The organism is Terrimonas sp. (assembly GCF_003075435.1).
GTDB lineage: Bacteria > Bacteroidota > Bacteroidia > Chitinophagales > Chitinophagaceae > Agriterribacter.
The window spans coordinates 246,336-265,812 of sequence record NZ_QCZJ01000004.1 but is presented as its reverse complement, the minus strand read 5'-3'; the positions used below and the strand labels follow the sequence as shown (position 1 = coordinate 265,812).

Genomic DNA, 19,477 nt, shown 5'->3' with positions numbered 1-19,477 from the left:
CATTTCCGCTATAACTTCTCTATAGTCTATTCATCATTGCTCCCACCTCACACCCTATACCCTCCCCCTAATTCTTCATCATTGCTATAAACTCATCAAACAGGTACCTGCTGTCGTGCGGGCCCGGTGTTGACTCAGGGTGATACTGTACGGAAAATGCAGGCTTACCTTTTATGCGGATACCTTCTATGGATTCATCATTCAGGTTCACATGCGTAATTTCAACCTTGTCAGATTTTCTTACAGCTTCGGGATCTACACCAAAACCATGATTTTGCGTAGTGATCTCACTTCTGCCGGTAACCAGGTTTTTTACCGGGTGATTCAGTCCGCGGTGACCGTGGTGCATTTTAAAAGTAGGAATATCATTCGCCAATGCCAGCAACTGGTGACCAAGACAGATACCAAACAATGGCTTATCTTTTTGCAGAATTTCCTTTACTGTCTTTACAGCATAATCCATTGGGGCAGGGTCGCCGGGGCCATTGGAAATAAAATAACCATGCGGGTTAAAATCTTCTGTTTCTTTCAATGGCGTTTTTGCAGGATATACTCTTATATGTGTTCCTCTTTCAGCAAGGCTTGTCAATATATTTTTCTTTACACCAAAATCATATACAGCAATTCTTACGGGAGAATGGGGATTGCCTACTTCATATACTTCTTTTGTAGAAACGGTTGAAGCCAGCTCAAGCCCATCCATTGAAGGCACTTTATCCAATTGCTTTTTCAATTCATTTACATCAGTTATTTCGGATGAAATAATGCAGTTCATTGCTCCTGCAGTGCGTATATGCGCCACCAGTGCGCGGGTATCAACCTGGTGGATGGCAACAATATTTTGTGACTCAAGATATTGCTGCAGGGAATTATCTGCCTGGAAACGACTATATTTTTCCTCAAGATTGCGGGCAATCAGTCCCCTGATCTTCACCGAATTACTCTCTACATCCGCGGCTTTAACACCGTAGTTACCAATATGTACCGCATTCATTATAATTACCTGCCCGTAATAGCTGGGGTCAGTAAATACTTCCTGGTAACCCGTCATGCCGGTATTAAAACAAATTTCACCGGTAGTGGTACCAATTTTTCCAAATGCTTCGCCACGAAATACATTTCCATCTTCAAGCAGGAGTATAGCTTCACGTTTTTGAGTATCAAGCATGTAAACAAAATTTCGCAAAGAAAAGCAATTTGAGCGGTTTTGCAAGTGGTTATTTGTGCACAGGTTATAATAACAACAAAAAAGGCAACACTAATCAGTGCTGCCTTTTAATTATCTGAAAATATTCTGCTATTCTGGTTTTGCTTCTTCAGCAGCTTCTGTTGCTGATGCTTCAGGTTTTACGTCAGCAGCAGTTTCTTCTTTCGCTTCAGCTTTCTTTTTAGCGCCACCCGCACGGCGTGTACGCCTGGTTGTGCCGGCCGCAGCTTTTTCTGTGCCTTTACCGTATACTTCGTTAAAGTCAACCAGTTCAATTAAAGCTGTTTCAGCATTATCCCCCACACGTTTTCCTAATTTAATAATGCGTGTATAACCACCCGGGCGACCTGCAACCTTAGGTGCAATTACAGTAAATAATTCTTTTACTGCTTCTTTGTTGTTCAAAGCGCTGAACACCAAACGATGGTTATGGCTGATCTGCTCTTTGCTTTCATTCTTCTTTGTTTTGGTAATAAGCGGCTCAACATACACTCTTAAAGCTTTAGCTTTAGCAAGTGTAGTTACGATACGTTTGTTTACCAATAAAGCATTGGCAAGATTGCTTAAAAGCGCTTTTCTGTGCGACGCTGTTCTGCCAAGATTGTTGATTTTGTCTCCGTGACGCATGACTGTTTAATTTGAAAATTTGAAAGTTTAAAAATTTGAAAATGTTGGGTGTTGTTACAACAGCATTTTCTTTTTTTTATTTCAAATTGGTTAATAATACCTGCTGTACCGTTGTCAGGGATTTACAGCCGGCTCTGCGCTTTCGCTGCAGATTATGTAAAAAATATAATTCCTTTTGTTTGCCAGATTACAGGTTATAGGTTTGTTCCACGCTCACTATTCACTATTACCTATTCACCATTCACCCTTTTCCACTAAAACTCATCCTTATCCAATCCCAACTTCTGCAGATCCATTCCGAAGTGCAGGCTTCTTTCGCCCAACACCTGCTCAATTTCAGCCAGTGATTTCTGACCGAAGTTGCGGAATTTCATCAGGTCTTCCTGCTCGTATTGTACCAGTTCGCTCAGACTGTTGATCTTGGCAGCTTTTAAGCAGTTAAATGCACGAACGCTGAGGTCAAGATCTTCAAGCGGCGTTTTCAATACTTTACGTAACTGAAGTACCTGCTCATCAACCACATCATCTTTCTTCTCTTCTTTACTGTCGAATGTTATGTTTTCATCAGTAATGATCATCAAATGCTGAATGAGGATACGTGAAGCCTGTTTAACAGCTTCTTCAGGATGGATAGTACCATCTGTAGTTACATCCATCAACAGTTTTTCGTAATCCGTTCTTTGTTCAACACGGAAGTTTTCAATACCGTATTTTACATTTTTAATAGGAGTGAAAATGGCATCAGTAGGAATATATCCGAATGGTGCGTCTTTCACTTTATTATCTTCAGAAGGAACATAACCACGTCCTTTTCCGATAGTGATCTCTATATTCAGCTTAGCAGAAGGATCTAAGGTGCAGATCAGCAATTCCGGATTCATTACCTGGAAAGAACCTGTAGCTTCACCAATATTCGCGGCAGTAAATTCACTTTTTCCTTTTATGGAAATAGTGAGTTTTTCCTGGTTAATATCAGTGTCCAATATTTTTTTGAAACGAACCTGTTTCAGGTTCAATATAATTTCTGTAACATCTTCAGTTACTCCTTTCAGAGTAGCGAACTCATGTTCAGCGCCTTCAATAAAAATTCCAATAATCGCATAACCTTCAAGAGAGTTCAATAAAACCCTGCGGAGTGCGTTACCAATAGTAACACCATAACCCGGCTCTAACGGACGGAATTCAAAAGATGCTTCAAATTCAGTAGCTTTTTGAAGAATGATTTTGTCCGGCTTTTGGAAATTTAAAATGGCCATATTTAAATTTCAGTTTTAAGTTTTTATACCACCTAAGGCGGTACGCGTTAATAATAGAATCAACTATTGTGACTTCACTCTGTGTGAAGATGAAAATCATTATTTAGAATACAACTCTACGATAAGTTGTTCCTTAATATTTTCAGGAACACTTTCCCTTTCAGGATAAGTAATAAATGTACCTGTAAGTTCAGTTTCGTTCCAATCCAACCAGTTGAACTTAGGATTTTTACCACGTACCTGGCTTGTAACTGCAGTATTGCCGGCGCTCTTTTCTTTAAGACCGATAATATCGCCTGCTTTCAGTCTGAAAGAAGGAATATTTACCACTTCACCATTTACAGTTACGTGTTTGTGCGCAACCAATTGTCTTGCTGCAGGACGTGAAGGAGCAATACCGAGACGGAAAACTGTATTATCCAATCTTGCTTCAAGCAATTTGATAAGGTTTTCACCGGTAACACCACCCAGACGTGATGCTTCTTCAAAAGTTTTGCGGAACTGGCGCTCTAATAAACCGTAGGTATATTTAGCTTTTTGCTTTTCCTTTAACTGAAGTGCGTATTCACCCGGGGCTTTACGCTTTTTAGAAGGTCCATGCTGACCAGGAGGATTACTGTTTTTGGTAAGGTATTTACCGTTACCGAGAATAGGTTCACCGAAAATGCGGGAAATTCTTGTTTTTGGGCCTGTGTAACGTGCCATAGTTATTAATTTGATTTTTTAATTAAAGATGCCCGATCATTAAAAATCTAAAATCAATCGAACACCCAGTTATATTTATGATTGCTGATTATTGATTATTGATTTCCAAATCAGAAATCAATAAATCAGGAATAGCGTTATACTCTTCTTTTCTTGGGAGGACGGCAACCATTATGAGGCAATGGGGTTACATCCTTGATCATATTTACTTCTATACCGCTGTTAGCAATAGCGCGGATAGCTCCTTCACGTCCTGCACCAGGTCCTTTCACATATACATCCACTCTCTTTAAACCAGCTTCCAGCGCAACTTTGGCTGCATCAGAAGCCGCCATTTGTGCAGCGTAAGGTGTATTCTTTTTAGAACCTTTAAAACCCATTTTACCGGCGCTGCTCCAACTGATCACCTGTCCGGTTTTGTTGGTTAAGCTTACAATAATATTATTGAAGCTTGCTGTTACGTGAGCATCTCCGTAGGAGTCAACTTTTACGATTCTTTTTTTAGCAGCGGCTTTTGCGCTGTTTTGCTGTGCTTTAGCCATAATACCTGAGGTAGTCTTTTAAATGTTTATTATACAAAAAACAAATTGCCCCTCCCCGGGAAGTGAACCGGATCCGGCGGCAATAAGTATATTATTACTTCTTGGTTGCCTTCTTCTTACCGGCAACTGTTTTGCGTTTACCTTTACGTGTACGTGAATTTGTACGGGTACGCTGTCCGCGAAGCGGTAATCCTTTACGGTGGCGTAACCCGCGGTAGCATGCAATATCAAGTAAGCGTTTGATGCTCATCTGAACTTCAGAACGCAGCTGACCTTCTACCTTAAATTCGTTGGTGATGATATTACGGATAGCATTCAACTCTTCATCATTCCACTGGTTTACTTTTTTATCTAAGCTGATACCAGCTTTATCTAATATGTACTGAGCAGTAGAACGTCCAATACCGAAAATATAGGTTAAACCTATTTCTCCTCTTTTATTTTTTGGTAAATCAACACCGGCAATACGAGCCATATTTTTAATTTATAGTTTGTAGTTTATAGTTTGTTATTTGTAGTTTGTAGTCTAGCGTTTTTAAAAACCATAAACTACAAACTATAAACATTTCTATCCTTGTCTTTGTTTAAATCGGGGATTCTTTTTATTGATAACAAACAACACGCCTTTTCTCCTCACGATCTTACAATCTGCGCTGCGTTTTTTAATGGATGCTCTTACTCTCATCTTATTTGCTTTTTAACGTTATTATATTATTTGTATCTGAAAATGATTCGTCCCCTGCTCAGATCATAAGGGCTCATTTCAACGCCCACTTTATCGCCCGGCAAAATACGGATATAATTCATTCTCATTTTCCCGGAGATGGTGGCCAGTATTTCGTGACCGTTTTCTAATTTCACCTTGAACATTGCATTGGACAAGGCTTCTAAAATTATTCCATCCTGTTTAATGAGTGTCTGTTTTGCCATACCGTTTTTGGGTGCGCAAAGATACGATTATATTGTTGATTATTACAAAAAAAGAGTAAATTTTCCCCACCTGATGGGGAAAACCTATGTATAACCGGAATTTTGCGGCTGCAAAGTTACGACAATTCCAGGTGAAAATTGGTCATGGAGTGATAATGATTCTGTAATTGGTGTAAAAAGATCGGGCCTTTGATATCCCTATGTTCATCCCTGTAAATCAGATGAATATGATCAGTATTGGCAGCATCGGGAAACTGCAGGATAAATGGTCCCTTTACAAAAGCCCTGCCGGTTCCCATTATTACAGGATCGCTGGATTCTATAAATCCTAATGTTGTAAGGCTGTCTATCGTAAAAAGTACCGGGCTGAGGTCCTCTGCATCATACCAAAATTCCTGGTCGCCATGAGAAACCAGCGCTTTTCGTTCTTCCCGGTCTACCTGTATTACTTCCCCGGTATTGATTACATCTTCAAAACGGGCGTTTACAATATCGCCGTTTTTAACTTCAGAAATTTTGATCATAATGGCAATGTTTAGCGTTTGTCATGGAAATGTAAGAAAAAAAGGGGAAATGTGGATCTACAAAGCCAGAATTATCAGCCTTTTAAATATCCCCCGCTGGCGGGGGAAGTTTTTACTCCCCAAAGTAATTGTAAATGGGGTGGACAAAAATATACCTATTTGTGTTTTTCAATCCAATCTAACAAGTATACATGTACATAGGCTATATTATTCAGTATTTGAGCATCATCAAAACGTAGTACTGTAAAGCCGGCTTCCTCCAGTTTTTTTTGGCGGGTTGCATCTTTTTCAGCAGCGCCATCCCACTGATGTGAAATGCCATCAACTTCAATGATGAGCATCAGTTCTTTGCACATAAAATCTGCAATATAGTTGAGTACAGGACGTTGACGCCTAAAATAAAATCCATTTAAATTACCCGCACGCAGTACATATTTCCATAAGCACGCTTCTGCCTTGGTCATTTGTTTGCGAAGCTTATTGGCATAAGGCTGTAGTTGTTTGTTATAATGGTGATTTTCATGGTTGCTCATAATATTCATATAGTTTAATATAATTAATTTTCCACCCCTGCACACAAACAATTCATTCGAAAACCTTCCCCCGCCAGCGGGGGATATTAACAGAACTGGAAATTTTTACTGCGGGTTACTAATCTCAAATTTGCTTAAACACCCTCCACTCCCTCACTTCTCCGCTCCCCTACCTGCTGGCGCCACATGGCATAATACAAGCCGCGCTTTTCTACCAGGAAATCATGTGTTCCGGCTTCCACAATTTTTCCTTTTTCCAATACATATATGGTATCGGCATGCATAATGGTTGAAAGCCGGTGTGCTATAAGAACGGTGATGGGGTCACGCTGCTGCGAAATTTCTTTTATAGTTGTGGTGATGGCTTCTTCTGTAAGCGAATCCAGTGCGGAAGTAGCTTCATCAAAGATCAATAACCTGGGATGCCGTAGTAAAGCCCGGGCAATGGCAATACGTTGCTTTTCCCCGCCGGAAAGTTTCATACCGCCTTCTCCCAGCATGGTATCAATTCCTTTTTCCGATCGGTTCAACAAGGCTTCGCAGGATGCCTGGTGCAGCGCATGAATGATTTCTTCATCTGTTGCATCAGGCTTTACAAACAACAGGTTCTCTTTTATGGTTCCATAAAACAATTGTGTTTCCTGGGTTACAAATCCTATCTGCCGGCGCATTTCATTATAGCGCATATCCGATGCAGGCACATTATTAAAAAATACTTCGCCTGAAACAGGGCGGTATAACCCAACAAGCAATTTTACCAAAGTAGATTTTCCCGAACCGGATGGACCTACAAATGCAATAGTATCTCCGCTTTTAACCGTAAAGGATATATGATCAATCGCATTAATTGAAGCTGTGTTATGACGAAACACCACATCACTGAACTGTAAAGATTCCAGCACGCCGATAGCAACAGGTTCTTCCGGCCGCTTTTCTATCGGCTTTTGCATCAGCTTATCAAAGCTGAGAATAGACGCTTCTGCTTCGCGGTACGATAAAATAATATTTCCCAGATCCTGCAACGGACCGAATATAGTTGTGGAAATAAACTGCATGCTGATGAGCTCACCTGTAGTGAGCACATGCCTGAATATTAACCATAATAAAATAAAAAGTATGGACTGACGGAGGAGCGTAAGCGCAGAACTTTGCAGGAAGCTGAGCATCCGCACTTTTTTTACCTTGGCTATTTCAAGATCAAATATTTTTTGGGTGTGATCTCTTAACCTTCTGATTTCCTGGAAGGTTAAACCAAGACTTTTTACCAGTTCGATATTGCGCAAGGACTCGGTAATAGCGCCAGACATCTGGTTGGTCTCCCTGTTAATGGAACGCTGCAATGTTTTTATTTTCTTGCTCAGCAATCCGGTTAATCCGCCCAATACAACAATGCCAATTATAAATACAGGAATAAGCAACCAGTGTTTGGTAATGGCATACCATATTAAAAACCCAACGCCAATAAGTGATGAAAAAAGAATATTGATAAATGAGTTGATAAACCGTTCCGTATCTGTACGTACTTTTTGCAGTGTTGATAATGTTTCACCACTTCTTTGCAACTCAAATTCCTGGTAAGAAAGACGAAGTGTCTGTCTCAGCCCGTCATTAAAAATCTGCATGCCGAATTTTTGCACCACCAACCTTGTAATATATTCCTGGAAGCTTTTTACAAGCCTTGAAATAAGTGCTATAGCTACAGCAATCACGAGCCAGAAAACCACGCCATTCACTAATTCTTTTTCGGTTTTATCACCCGGATTATTCGCGTATTCATCAATGATCTTTCCGAATATTATAGGGTCAATTAAAGTGAGCAACTGTGCAATGCCAGCCAATACAAGCGAAAGAATAATAAGCCATTTATGCGGTTGCAGATACCGCCATAGTATTTTCATATACTTAAAGATAATGACATCTCCGCAGTGCATTTAAAATTTTCGCGTATTGGTACTACTGCTACGGCAGATGCCTCGTGCCCCGGCATGACAGGCAACAAGGGTCTGCTCAGCAATGGAGCAATCGTTCAGCATTTGTACTACTGTTCAACATATATCCAACCGTCTGTCATGCCGGGGCACGAGGCATCTGCTCAGGATTGCGATACACGCGAAAATTTTAAATGCACTCCATCAGAGCTATCAACAGGATTTTTGATTTGTTATTTTTATCTTTCCGGATTAATTTCATCCAATGCTATTCCTGATCATTGCAGCCGCAGCAGTCTTTATTATATATCTCTTTTTTCAACAAACTTCATTTGGAGAAGTTCCCTCAGGAAAAAGACTTGAAAGGATAAAAAAATCTCCCCATTATAAAAACAATAGTTTTCAGAATCTCTCTGAAACAAAAACCATGCAACCAGGCGTTTCTATTCCCAGGATTATTAAAGAAATGTTTTTTACCAAACACCCCAATCGCTCACCACATAAGGCTTTGCCTTTTATCAGGCCATCTTACTTTCCTCAAGCCGAAGACACACCGGAAATAACATGGTTTGGGCACTCTTCTTATTTACTGCAGGTAGATGGCGTTAATGTTTTGGTTGATCCTGTATTCAGTGAAAGGGTTTCACCGGTTTCTTATGCTGGCTCAAAAGCATTTGAAGGAAGCAATGCATTCAGCATTGATGATCTGCCGGGCATTGACATTATCGTTATTACACATGATCACTATGATCATCTTGATTATACGGTTATAAAGAAACTGAAAAATTATGTGCCGCTGTTCATTACTTCACTCGGTGTTGGTGCACACCTGGAATACTGGGGAGTTCCCGCTAAAAAAATAGTTGAGCTCGACTGGTGGGAAAGCTATACCACCAAAGAAGGATTGGAATTTACCGCTACACCTGCAAGACATTTTTCAGGAAGAAATTTCAGCCGGAATAAAACGCTGTGGTCTTCGTTTGTACTGGTCTCAAAAAACAGTAAAATTTTTATTGGGGGAGATTCCGGCTACGATACCCATTTTGCTTTAATAGGCGAAAAGTATGGACCATTCGATATTGCTATATTAGAAAACGGGCAATACAACGAGATGTGGCCGAATATTCACATGTTCCCGGAAGAAACGGTTCAGGCTGCTATTGACTTAAAAGCAAGCGCTTTGTTGCCTGTTCACTGGGCAAAGTTCTCATTATCTACACATACCTGGCACGATCCGATTGACCGCCTCATGAAAGCGGCACATACGGCGGGCGTTAATATCATTCATCCTTCACTGGGAGAAAGAATCCCGGTCAACAGTACTACGACCAACCAATGGTGGTCAGGAAGATGGTAAGGGAAATAGAAAATTCATAAGACTCCAATCACTTCTTCCTCAATACTACCTCCTCCTCACCCGGAAATGTCTTCGGCGGCTTTTGTGTTACTTTTCCTGTCGCCACCCACTCCGTTCCTCTTTGCAAATAAGTAATAAAGCCTACACATTGCTGCGATTCGTCAGCATGTCCCAATGTTGTATGAAATATTCTGCCTTTGCCATAAGTAATCGTCATCATCATAGGTTCATCCCTGCCTGTTCCTCTTTGTGCTACAGCGCTGTATGCCGTAGCAAGTATTGTCATATGCTCAGCAGGCCCCCGAAGACGATCGTAAAGCTCATCAGCACTATGCATCCATACTCCAGGCATTCCTTTTGTTATCGGATGGTTTTTATCCCGCGTAGCAATTTTAAACGGGTGAAACTTTCCATGACTCCCGCCAACGCCGGGGGTATTATCTTTCACTATTTTACCCGTACTATCATAGTATACATACGGACCGTCCTTTTCACTCCTGTTGCCCCAGCCTCCTATACCGATCATTTTATTATATGCCAGCCACTCCGGAAAAGCATTGTCCGCCGCATGAACGGAAACAACACCGCCACCGCCTGATACAAATGCTTCAAAAACGTCATTGGTTTCCTTCGGCCAATCTTTACCGTTATAGTTCAGCAATACCACTTTGTATTTACTGAAATCAGGCTTAAACCCTTCCATGGAAGCATCTGCAGGTGGAGTAGTTGCTACATCAACAACAAAAAGCCCTGTTTCTTCAAGATAGCCTTTCATCATTGGCGTGGTTCGCGGCCAATTGTCATGATTATTCTGACCATCAATTATCAAAACCTTTATTTTATCATTTTTTTGTGCAGATGCATTATGCCCAAAAGAGATTGTGAGCATACAGAGTAAAAAGAATTTGATCAGTTTCATGCTTAAAATATATTTGATAATTTACCTGATATTCTTATTGCTGCCAGAAGCCTGTTCAATCATATCAATACGGAGTGCTGAAGTTTAATAGTTTCACAGCATTATTATTTCGTTACTACCAACACTCCCCGCATCATTAAATAATGTCCCGGATAGGTGCACACAAAAGGATATTTTCCCGGCTTATCAGGCGCTGTAAAATATATCGTCTCTGTTTCTGACGGTCCTAATAGTTTTGTATGAAACAAAACGTCAGGAGAATCAGGAACATACCCCACTTTTTCCCCATTCAATCCGAGTTTCATCGCCGCTTCACCCACTCTGTCTGCAGCCTCAGGTTTTGTAATAACCATATTATGCAGCATATCATCGTTGTTATTAAAAATGAGCTTTACTTTTGCATTGGCTTTAACTGTAATGGTCTCCAGGTCGTATTTCAAGCCCGGCAAGGTTCCCAATTTGATAGTACGCTCAACGCCGTTTTTCCAGGCAGCGGGCTGTTTAACCATATATTTTACTGCTGGTGCAGTAACTGCTTTCTTTGTTGAATCTGCACTGGTTTTCTTTCCTGTCATCGCCATATGATCATGCTGCATAACCGGCTTCACTTTATTATCATCAGTAATAACCAGCTTATCTCCATCAGGGATCTGATTAAGGGTATAATACCCTACATGATGTAATAATGTATTTTTATCAGCAGATACAATACCTTCTGTTTTTATTTCATGAATATACCCCAGCTTAAGGCTATCTACTACAAGTCTTACCTTTAAACGATCCGGTGATACTTCAATAGCTCTTATAGTGCAAGTACCCTGGTTTATTACAGGACTGCCATAGTTGTGATGATACTGATAAGTAAAACTTCCAATGGCATAAGAAGCAACATTCTTAGCGGAGCTCACATCAACAGGCTGCGTAAAAGAAATTTCAAAACCATCCGGCCTTGCTTCAATAGTTTTCATTTCAAACGGCACTTTACTATTCCAAACCATGCGTTGCAAACCAAATAATTTTCTACCGGTTGAGCTCCATCCACGTGACGTCATACCTACAAACATACTACCATCAGAGCCCCAGTTTAAACGAAGAATACCAGAAGAAAAACCTTCCCGAAAAGGAAATACTGCACCCTGGTATACACCTTTTACCTTTTCAAGATATACCCGCATAATTTTACTCTGTCCCTGGTCACCTACAAAAAGTTGTCCTTCAAAGGGTCCCATTTTTCCTGCCGCCTCATAACTTAATATACCCGATGTGGAAATACCTAATATAGTATGCGGAAACCAAACAGAAGGCGGTTTTAAACCCGGAACTCTTTTCGCCACATCATATTTCGGCTCATGCGTATCCGGTATGTCTTCTTTTTTCAATTTTACATTTGATTCCGGCAAACCAGACCATACGAGGCTTGCAGGATTACCAACAAAATCTCCTTCAGCTACATGCGTAATACTGCCGGAACCCACCCAGTCGCCCTGGTTTTCAGAATAAAAAATATCTCCCTTATCATTTAAAGCGAATGCTGCAGGCGAACGCATACCTGCTGCAAATGGTTTCATTTTTCCATCCGGCGAAATTTTAATCATCCAGCCATGCCATTTTGATAAGCTTTCTCCATGATCATATACCCATCCTAGGTTTAAAGTAATGATCATATTGCCCTGTTTATCTAAAACAGGGCCGTAAGAAAACTCATGATAATTGGCTGCTAACGGCCATGTATATACGGTCTCGTATTCATCTGCTTCACCATCGCCATCATGATCACGAAGGCGGGTAAGCTCTGAACGCTGCACCGCATAAATATCCCCGTTTATATAATTTAATCCCAGCACTTCATGCATGCCTTGTGCAAACAATTTGTACTGGGGTTTTAACCCATCTTTCATATATGGATTGGTAATGATCCACACCTCTCCCCTGCGCGTTGAAACAGCCAGGGCATCATTGGGTAAAAAAGTCATACCACCTACTTCAAGAATAATATCATCAGGAATAGGAACAGTAATGATATCATAAAAATCATCTTCCTTCTGAACATGAACAGTATCTGTTTTATCCTGCGCCTGAATAGTAATACCTATGGAAATAAGCAGGAAGCAGAAAACATTTTTTATATGGAAATGTATGTTTGAATATCTGATTGTCATCTTAATAAAATTACCAGGTAATAGAATAGATTACAGGATCTGCAGATGTCACAGGAATAAGCAATTCCTGCAAACCGGCTATCTGCCGTATAACAGGTTTTAATTTTTCACTGATGTTGATGTAGTAAGATTTATCATCTATTACAAACGTTCTTTTCCCCACTATATCTATTTGTTTAGCACTGATGACCCTGCAATACAAATTAGAAACAGGTGTGGCAACAGTTATTGTTCTTGTTATACCTGATGCATCCGGCACAGATACCTTATCCGTCACTGTTATATTATTGAGTTCATATGTAAAAGTGGGGAAACGGTTTTCATCAAGTGCATAGCCTTTGTTGTGCATATCATCAAATGCAACAGAATCCGGCCAGGCTGTAGTTTGCAAATCATTAAGCACCGCAACAGCAGGAGCATCAGGCAATACGATCACACTTCCCAAAGGAACAATACGCTGGTAGGGTTCACCTCGTTCATACCACAGGTCAGTGGCGTCTGCAAACTGTCCTCTCCACACCTGGAACAGTCCGCCCGTTTTCATATCGTATGAATAATTAACCTGGTTAGGGTTTGCTACTGATATGCCATGTGTAAGCATTTTATTTTTGTAGTTGAGAAAACTACGCAGCAAATAAGGACGGGCTTCTGCATTTACAATAATCGGTGTGGGAAGATCTCTTCTTCGTCCGTTTTTACTGTTGGTTTGCACAGCAGTATCATTTGATTGAAGCCTGCGATACCTGATATTCCGAAACGCTACATTGCCATGATCTCCCTGTATCATTACGGGGCCGGTTGGTTTTTCATCATTAAATGCAGAAGAACGGGTTGGTCCTGTAACTTCTGACTGTTGCTGTACCAATACGCCGTTAAGATAAACTTCTTCAAAGCGTGCGTTCTCCATTTTCACTCCTTTATCGTCAAATCGCGGAGCCCTGAATTTAATTTTGATGTGTTGCCACAATCCCGGCGCCCTTGCAACATTGGTAAATGGTGCGATACCTTCATAGCCCTTTTCTCCCGCTCTGTTATCATCCCAGCGCTGGTATATGCCGCCGCAATCGATATAAGTAGGACGGAGTTTTTGCCAGCTATCAAATAATTGCACCTCGTACCTGCCCTGCAGGTATATACCGGAGTTGGATTCTTTAGCCATCATAAAATCCAATTCAAGTTCAACATCACCAAATGCTTCTTTGGTAATGAGATGAGCTTTGCTTTTTGATGAAACGATATTTACAATAGCACCTGTGCCGGGCAGGGCTTTCATGTAACCTTTTTTATTGATATCGGCTTCAGCATTCGAAGCGATTGTCCAGTTGGAACCATAACTGCCAAAAGCATTTAAACTGGTGAGATCAATACTGATAAAATCGTTCGGTTGGGCGTAACTGCAATAACATAAAACAGTAATCCCCAGGGAAAACAGGATCTTTTTTGCGGTCATCGTAATTAGTGATTATGAAGAAAAGATGAAGATATGTTTTCAGTGGAAGATTGCAAATTATGATTTGGGCGTATTTTAAATTATTCCGGCGGGGTAGCTGTAAGATTTTTTTACACAAGGAGCCACAAAGGTTTACACAAAGTTTCACAAAGAGAATGACCCGAAAGCCATAGGCGCTACCCTTTTTATCCAAAAAATTATTTTTCCAGCAGTCTTTTATCAACCGCACCCCTGAATTTCCTGGCCCCCAATTTTACATTACCCGGCTCTATAAGCATATCCTGCTGCTCACGGCCTGAAATTCTTGAGAATGACCCTGAACTGATATAATGCAGTGCGCTTGCCAAACAGTTTTCTTCTGTATCTCCCCAGTTTTTGTCTAAACCATCACTCACCGTAGCATCAGGCTGTAATCCGTTAAAATAATTTCCTTCACCATTTTTATTTACACTTCTGAAAGATACCGGAAATACATACCAGCTGCCTGCAGATAAAGGAAAGAAGCCAACAGGTTTGCCATGAGAGGCACGGCCAACCAGCTTAACATCCATATATGGTTTTAAACTATTTATTAATAATTCACTTGCCGATGCAGTATTTTTTGTTGTAATAAAGAAAATACGGGACAGGTTCAACGCTCCTTTCTTTGCATAATTTATGGTAGTGTCATACACACTGCTATACTTATCATTAAATTCCTCCTTCAGCATCACACCACTGTTGCCTGCAGAAGGAACGAGATAATTTGCCAGTTCATTCTGCAACTCTACATAACCGCCGCCATTATACCGAAGATCAACGATCATATCAGATACACCCGCACTGCTGAACTTACTAAACAACGTATTAAACCGGCTTTTCATAGTTGATATACTGCCCAGGAAGGAATTATACACAAGGTAACCTACTTTGTTTCCGCCCACATTGTATATACTATCCAGGAGAACAGGTTCTTCCTGGTATATTGCAGCAGTTAGCGTTATAGTGGTATCTGTATTATCCGGGCGATGAAAAATGAACGTTCCTGTATTGCTGTTTTGTATAGCATTGGCTATGCGGGCTATATTTGATGTGCTGGTATCAATAGTGGTATTGCCATTAATGGACGTAAATCTCCAGCTTCTTTGAATGCCTGCCTGTCCGGCAGGTGACGCAGGTTCCACATAAGATACGCGCAGATCATTTGCTGCATTAAAAAAAATCCCCAAACCAAAATCACCACTTATGCCTGAACTTATATCATCCCATTCTTTTTTTGTAGCCGCAAAGCTCCACCTGTCAACAGGACCGGTAAACCCCGGCTCTGTACTATATGCCCTGAGCGCAACCATTACAGCATTGGGATCGTTATAACTCCGCGCATCAAACCTTGAAGGAAGGTTTTGATTCCACAGGTATAACTCCTGCGTATATAACCAGGCTGAGTCTTTTGCCAAATTCTCTATGCCGGCACCATCTTTTTTACATGAAACAAGAAGAGCAGATATGAAAAACAGCAAAGCGATAGTACCGAATATCTTTTTACAGGCTATACTCAACATTGAATAAGATTTTTACTAAAAATATCAAATAACATGCTCATATAGTAAACCGCTGATCGTATTAACAACCTCTTATAAAGTCTAATATACGTGGTGATGAGAAGATGGTTGGTTTATTTCGCGATATCCACGGTACAATTAATCCATTCGCCATCAAAAGATGCATTGTATTTTTTGTAGAAATTTATGGCAGGCTCATTCCAGTCCAGTACCTGCCAGCAAATACGATTGAATCCTTTTTCTTTCGCTTCTTCAAACAATCTTTCAAAAAGCAAATTGCCGATACCTTTTCCACGCATATCACTGGTTACCAAAATATCTTCAAGATACATTGCCTGCCCCTTCCACGTTGAATACCTGATATAATACAATGCAAATCCCATAACCACATTATCACTCTCTGCAACAAAAGCCCACCATACCGGATTTTTTCCAAAGCCACTCTCTTCAAAATGTTGCATGGTTACGGTTACTTCCTGCGGCGCACGCTCATATAATGCAAGCTCTTTAACCAGCTCTAATAATCTTGCGCAATCTTCTTTTAATGCCCGTCTTATGGTAATATTCATATTTTATTTACTACAGTAATTATCATTTCTTTTTTGTTGCCTTAAACGTTCCATTGGGTTGAATAAAGTTCATTGCTTCTACATCACCTTTATCATTCAACAGGAACTTAACACTATACCCTGACAGTATTTTTAATTTGAACTCCTCATTACCTACCGGTACGGTTTCATATTCCGGTTGCCCCGGCACAACCACATATAATACCGAGTTGTCTTTTACATATACTTTTGTGGTCATTCCTCCCAATACATATTCACCTTCGTATTTCTTCAGTGTTTCCGCAGCTACAGGTAAAGGTTTGGGCACTTTCTTAAACACAAAGGCCGGTAACCCAAACTGTAATTCCGTTTCCAGGGATTCAATTTCACCGATCTTATTTATCACAAACTGTACCGCAAAATTGCTTTGATCGCTGGTGTCAATTCCATAACGTCTATCTACATCATACAAATAAAATACATCATAAGTAGCATGTTTTAACCAGTAGGTTTTGTTTTTAAGCAAAACAAAAAGAGAATCATTCTTAGAAACAATATCAATTGTGCCATACCCATTATATGAATACAATCCTTCGTAATCTTTTGTTTTATGCGTTGGCGGCGCATAGGTAATATTGGGTTTTGATTTTATCTTTTCTTCCTCTTTCTGGTTCTCCTTATTCTTAGCTTTATCTTTCAGCCTGAGTGCATTCCAGTCTTTGCGCGGAAGCTTCAGCATTCTGTCAGCCACTATTTTTTGAACAAGGGAAGGAACAGGAGAAGCATTTTGATTAGCCAAAACGATCACGCCAATACTATCAGAAGGATAAAAACTGGTAAGAGCGCTGAACCCATCAATATTTCCACCGTGTGAAACACAATAATGTCCCCGGTAGGATTGCAAAAACCAGCCAAGCCCGTAAGTAGCAAAGTGTATATCGGGATTTTCACTGGTTGGCAGCGCACCGGGAATACTTACCTGCGAGCTGATAGCCTCAGTTATGTAATTATCAGGCAGTATCTTTCTGCCGTTATATTCGCCTTTATTTATCCAGGCCTTTACCCAATTCGCCATTTCATTTACACTGCTGTTTATACTTCCGGCAGGCCCCATCCCTCCAATATCATAATAATCCATCTCCCTGATGATGCTGTCTTTAAACAATCCGTACCCTTTTGCGGCGTCCTCACTTTTTCTTAAATCATCTATATAGCAGGTAGATTTTTTCATATCAAGCGAATCAAAAAATTTTTCTTTTATGAGTTGCTCCCATTTTTTTGCGTATAGCTTTTCAGCCAGAACGCCCTGTGCGGCAAACATGAAATTATTATACTGCCATATTTCTCTCACCGAGGCAGTAGGTTGAAAATAGCGGATATTATATATAGAACTATCCCTGGTTGTGGGAAACAAATACCAGGAAAAATCATGACGTGGCAGCCCGGTTCTGTGCGACATCATATCACGGGCAGTGACCAGGTTATCCATTACATCATTATAAAACTTCAGTTCAGGCAAATATGTTCTTACAGGTTTATCAAATTCAACTTTCCCGTCTTTGCGAAGCAATCCCAGCAATGATGCGGTAAACGCTTTGGTGCAGGAGCCAATAGCAAATAAGGTATTGGGCGTAACAGGTAATTTTTTTTCAACATCCCGATAGCCGAAACCTTTGCTGTAAATGGTTTTATTTTTTTCTACTATAGCAACAGCAAAACCGGCAGCATTCCAGTCTTTCAGCAATTTTTCAAGCGCTGTTTCCAATCCGTCCAGTCTTTTATCAGCCTGTGATGCTTTTTTTTGAGAGAAAGCAAACAATGAAAAAAAAAGTAGTGATAAAACCAGGGAGTATTTAAGCATAGAAGTAAAATTTAAATAAAGATTCCGGCACATTTGAAGAAAGGCATAAAAGTATGCATAAACCTATAAATTCCGCACCCTTGCATCATCTTTGAGCGCCGCTGAAACAAACTTAAAATATCAGTTGGTTTCTGGTAAGGCAATTTGCATTTTGAAGCCCTCAGGAGATCAGATATTCCGCAATAGCTCAAATTCCCGGCAAGGTATCGGTGTGAATAAAACTATACTTATATTTATTCAAATATCTCACATCATGGCATATCCTTATTTTAAATTGTATAAACGGCAGGACATTTTAAGCATCACCCGTTTAAGACGCTTTGAAACCAAGCTTGGAGAATGTTTTCAGCATTTACCTGATATGCCCCTGGCAGATGCTTTATCACAATCAAAAGCGCAATATGTTATTGTAGGTATACCTGAAGATATTGGCGTGAGAGCAAATTACGGTGTGGGTGGAACAGAAACGATCTGGCTCCCTTTTTTGCAGGCCTTGTGTAATATGCAGAGCACAGATGCATTTACAGGAGAAGAAGTAATATTATCAGGTTATTTCGATTTCAGTGATATCAAATCGCTTATTACCGCCAACGCTAAAAACCAGGATGAATTGATTGACGCCTGCAGGCATGCAGTTGCCAATATTATAGACAATGAAGTAGAAAACATGGTAAAAGCAATCAGCTCGGCAGGTAAAATACCAATTATTATTGGCGGTGGTCACAATAACGCATACCCGCTGATTAAAGGCGCAGCTAAGGGATTGCAGAGAGCAGGAAAACTAGCCAGCGCGGCAATCAATGTGATGAATGCTGATGCTCACTCCGGTTACCGTATTGCAGAAGGCCGACATAGTGGCAATAGCTTTCGTTATGCTATGGAAGAGGGTTTTCTTAAAAAATACGCTGTTATCGGCTTACAGGAAAATTACAATAGCCAGCGTGTAATGGATGATTTATACAGTAATATAAATATTCAATACTCAACTTTTGAAGACATAAGCTTACGCGAAAAACTTAATTTCCGGCAGGCGATTGTGCAGGCAATATCGTTTACAGAAGAATCTTTTACCGGTATAGAATTAGATATGGATTGCATTGAGCAAATGCTCTCCAGCTCGTCAAACCCTTCAGGCTTTACTGCCTTACAGGCAAGACAATATATTAACTTCACTGCATACTATCCCCATATTGCTTACCTGCATATTTGCGAAGGCGCCGCACAATTGGTCAATGGCCAGTCGAATGCTTTTGCCGCAAAGCTGGTGAGCGAACTGGTGAGTAATTTTATAAAAGTGAACCGTAAACAATAACGCAATACCTCAATAGTGAACAGGCAATGGTGAAGTGTAAAACTTACAACCTGCAACCGGAATCATCGTGAACCCCTG

Annotated in this window: 19 protein-coding genes; 2 read left to right on the top strand and 17 right to left on the bottom strand. The window is 40.4% G+C overall.

Going from position 1 to position 19,477, the window contains the following annotated elements; translation table 11 throughout:
- Positions 1 to 67 precede the first annotated feature (67 nt).
- The 11 genes from carA to DC498_RS07065 form a co-directional block, all read right to left on the bottom strand.
- Complete coding sequence (gene carA / locus DC498_RS07115) at positions 68 to 1,168, bottom strand: glutamine-hydrolyzing carbamoyl-phosphate synthase small subunit (RefSeq protein WP_116873447.1); 1,101 nt, start codon at positions 1,166 to 1,168, stop codon at positions 68 to 70.
- Between the two features lie 129 nt (positions 1,169 to 1,297).
- Entirely contained in the window at positions 1,298 to 1,834 is a 537-nt protein-coding gene (gene rplQ / locus DC498_RS07110) for a 50S ribosomal protein L17 (protein WP_116873446.1), read from the bottom strand.
- 254 nt (positions 1,835 to 2,088) lie between these two features.
- A complete protein-coding gene (locus tag DC498_RS07105; protein ID WP_116873445.1) occupies positions 2,089 to 3,090 on the bottom strand; it encodes a DNA-directed RNA polymerase subunit alpha in 1,002 nt (333 codons plus the stop codon).
- 99 nt (positions 3,091 to 3,189) lie between these two features.
- Entirely contained in the window at positions 3,190 to 3,795 is a 606-nt protein-coding gene (gene rpsD, locus DC498_RS07100) for a 30S ribosomal protein S4 (protein ID WP_116873444.1), read from the bottom strand.
- Positions 3,796 to 3,932: 137 nt separating this feature from the next.
- Positions 3,933 to 4,337 carry a 30S ribosomal protein S11 gene (gene rpsK / locus DC498_RS07095; protein WP_116873443.1) on the bottom strand — a complete coding sequence of 135 codons (405 nt, stop codon included), beginning with the start codon at positions 4,335 to 4,337 and terminating at the stop codon, positions 3,933 to 3,935.
- Between the two features lie 94 nt (positions 4,338 to 4,431).
- Positions 4,432 to 4,812 carry a 30S ribosomal protein S13 gene (gene rpsM / locus DC498_RS07090; RefSeq protein ID WP_116873442.1) on the bottom strand — a complete coding sequence of 127 codons (381 nt, stop codon included), beginning with the start codon at positions 4,810 to 4,812 and terminating at the stop codon, positions 4,432 to 4,434.
- Positions 4,813 to 4,905: 93 nt separating this feature from the next.
- The gene (gene rpmJ / locus DC498_RS07085) at positions 4,906 to 5,022 is read right to left on the bottom strand and encodes a 50S ribosomal protein L36 (protein WP_116873441.1); all 117 of its coding nucleotides are present in this window, start codon (positions 5,020 to 5,022) and stop codon (positions 4,906 to 4,908) included.
- Between the two features lie 26 nt (positions 5,023 to 5,048).
- Positions 5,049 to 5,267, bottom strand: a complete 219-nt coding sequence (gene infA / locus DC498_RS07080; protein WP_116873440.1) for a translation initiation factor IF-1 — start codon at positions 5,265 to 5,267, stop codon at positions 5,049 to 5,051.
- Between the two features lie 116 nt (positions 5,268 to 5,383).
- A complete protein-coding gene (locus DC498_RS07075; RefSeq protein WP_116873439.1) occupies positions 5,384 to 5,791 on the bottom strand; it encodes a hypothetical protein in 408 nt (135 codons plus the stop codon).
- Between the two features lie 155 nt (positions 5,792 to 5,946).
- Positions 5,947 to 6,324 (bottom strand): endonuclease domain-containing protein, encoded by a 378-nt coding sequence (locus tag DC498_RS07070; RefSeq protein WP_116873490.1) that lies wholly within the window; start codon positions 6,322 to 6,324, stop codon positions 5,947 to 5,949.
- Positions 6,325 to 6,458: 134 nt separating this feature from the next.
- Positions 6,459 to 8,222 carry an ABC transporter ATP-binding protein gene (locus DC498_RS07065; RefSeq protein WP_116873489.1) on the bottom strand — a complete coding sequence of 588 codons (1,764 nt, stop codon included), beginning with the start codon at positions 8,220 to 8,222 and terminating at the stop codon, positions 6,459 to 6,461.
- Positions 8,223 to 8,517: 295 nt separating this feature from the next.
- On the opposite strand from DC498_RS07065, the gene DC498_RS07060 reads away from it, so the two are divergent.
- A complete protein-coding gene (locus DC498_RS07060) occupies positions 8,518 to 9,609 on the top strand; it encodes an MBL fold metallo-hydrolase (RefSeq protein ID WP_116873438.1) in 1,092 nt (363 codons plus the stop codon).
- A gap of 28 nt (positions 9,610 to 9,637) precedes the next feature.
- Here the strand turns inward: DC498_RS07060 and DC498_RS07055 are convergent, their stop codons facing one another.
- The 6 genes from DC498_RS07055 to DC498_RS07030 all read right to left on the bottom strand — a co-directional run bounded on the left by DC498_RS07055 (position 9,638) and on the right by DC498_RS07030 (position 18,087).
- Positions 9,638 to 10,528 (bottom strand): ThuA domain-containing protein, encoded by an 891-nt coding sequence (locus DC498_RS07055; RefSeq protein WP_116873437.1) that lies wholly within the window; start codon positions 10,526 to 10,528, stop codon positions 9,638 to 9,640.
- Between the two features lie 104 nt (positions 10,529 to 10,632).
- A complete protein-coding gene (locus tag DC498_RS07050; protein ID WP_116873436.1) occupies positions 10,633 to 12,687 on the bottom strand; it encodes a plastocyanin/azurin family copper-binding protein in 2,055 nt (684 codons plus the stop codon).
- Between the two features lie 10 nt (positions 12,688 to 12,697).
- Positions 12,698 to 14,137 (bottom strand): 3-keto-disaccharide hydrolase, encoded by a 1,440-nt coding sequence (locus tag DC498_RS07045; protein ID WP_116873435.1) that lies wholly within the window; start codon positions 14,135 to 14,137, stop codon positions 12,698 to 12,700.
- 197 nt (positions 14,138 to 14,334) lie between these two features.
- Entirely contained in the window at positions 14,335 to 15,678 is a 1,344-nt protein-coding gene (locus DC498_RS07040; RefSeq protein WP_116873434.1) for a S41 family peptidase, read from the bottom strand.
- A gap of 113 nt (positions 15,679 to 15,791) precedes the next feature.
- Positions 15,792 to 16,247 (bottom strand): GNAT family N-acetyltransferase, encoded by a 456-nt coding sequence (locus DC498_RS07035; RefSeq protein ID WP_116873433.1) that lies wholly within the window; start codon positions 16,245 to 16,247, stop codon positions 15,792 to 15,794.
- A gap of 22 nt (positions 16,248 to 16,269) precedes the next feature.
- Positions 16,270 to 18,087: a serine hydrolase gene (locus tag DC498_RS07030; RefSeq protein ID WP_116873432.1), complete on the bottom strand. Its 1,818-nt coding sequence runs from the start codon at positions 18,085 to 18,087 to the stop codon at positions 16,270 to 16,272.
- Between the two features lie 253 nt (positions 18,088 to 18,340).
- On the opposite strand from DC498_RS07030, the gene DC498_RS07025 reads away from it, so the two are divergent.
- Positions 18,341 to 19,399, top strand: coding sequence for an arginase family protein (locus DC498_RS07025; protein ID WP_116873488.1), 1,059 nt, complete (start codon positions 18,341 to 18,343; stop codon positions 19,397 to 19,399).
- Positions 19,400 to 19,477: the final 78 nt, after the last annotated feature.

Excerpts from the sequence above, each read along its gene's own strand:
- carA (WP_116873447.1), bottom strand. The coding sequence starts at position 1,168 with ATGCTTGATACTCAAAAACGTGAAGCTATACTCCTGCTTGAAGATGGA.
- rplQ (WP_116873446.1), bottom strand. The coding sequence starts at position 1,834 with ATGCGTCACGGAGACAAAATCAACAATCTTGGCAGAACAGCGTCGCAC.
- DC498_RS07105 (WP_116873445.1), bottom strand. The coding sequence starts at position 3,090 with ATGGCCATTTTAAATTTCCAAAAGCCGGACAAAATCATTCTTCAAAAA.
- rpsD (WP_116873444.1), bottom strand. The coding sequence starts at position 3,795 with ATGGCACGTTACACAGGCCCAAAAACAAGAATTTCCCGCATTTTCGGT.
- rpsK (WP_116873443.1), bottom strand. The coding sequence starts at position 4,337 with ATGGCTAAAGCACAGCAAAACAGCGCAAAAGCCGCTGCTAAAAAAAGA.
- rpsM (WP_116873442.1), bottom strand. The coding sequence starts at position 4,812 with ATGGCTCGTATTGCCGGTGTTGATTTACCAAAAAATAAAAGAGGAGAA.
- rpmJ (WP_116873441.1), bottom strand. The coding sequence starts at position 5,022 with ATGAGAGTAAGAGCATCCATTAAAAAACGCAGCGCAGATTGTAAGATC.
- infA (WP_116873440.1), bottom strand. The coding sequence starts at position 5,267 with ATGGCAAAACAGACACTCATTAAACAGGATGGAATAATTTTAGAAGCC.
- DC498_RS07075 (WP_116873439.1), bottom strand. The coding sequence starts at position 5,791 with ATGATCAAAATTTCTGAAGTTAAAAACGGCGATATTGTAAACGCCCGT.
- DC498_RS07070 (WP_116873490.1), bottom strand. The coding sequence starts at position 6,324 with ATGAGCAACCATGAAAATCACCATTATAACAAACAACTACAGCCTTAT.
- DC498_RS07065 (WP_116873489.1), bottom strand. The coding sequence starts at position 8,222 with ATGAAAATACTATGGCGGTATCTGCAACCGCATAAATGGCTTATTATT.
- DC498_RS07060 (WP_116873438.1), top strand. The coding sequence starts at position 8,518 with ATGCTATTCCTGATCATTGCAGCCGCAGCAGTCTTTATTATATATCTC.
- DC498_RS07055 (WP_116873437.1), bottom strand. The coding sequence starts at position 10,528 with ATGAAACTGATCAAATTCTTTTTACTCTGTATGCTCACAATCTCTTTT.
- DC498_RS07050 (WP_116873436.1), bottom strand. The coding sequence starts at position 12,687 with ATGACAATCAGATATTCAAACATACATTTCCATATAAAAAATGTTTTC.
- DC498_RS07045 (WP_116873435.1), bottom strand. The coding sequence starts at position 14,137 with ATGACCGCAAAAAAGATCCTGTTTTCCCTGGGGATTACTGTTTTATGT.
- DC498_RS07040 (WP_116873434.1), bottom strand. The coding sequence starts at position 15,678 with ATGTTGAGTATAGCCTGTAAAAAGATATTCGGTACTATCGCTTTGCTG.
- DC498_RS07035 (WP_116873433.1), bottom strand. The coding sequence starts at position 16,247 with ATGAATATTACCATAAGACGGGCATTAAAAGAAGATTGCGCAAGATTA.
- DC498_RS07030 (WP_116873432.1), bottom strand. The coding sequence starts at position 18,087 with ATGCTTAAATACTCCCTGGTTTTATCACTACTTTTTTTTTCATTGTTT.
- DC498_RS07025 (WP_116873488.1), top strand. The coding sequence starts at position 18,341 with ATGGCATATCCTTATTTTAAATTGTATAAACGGCAGGACATTTTAAGC.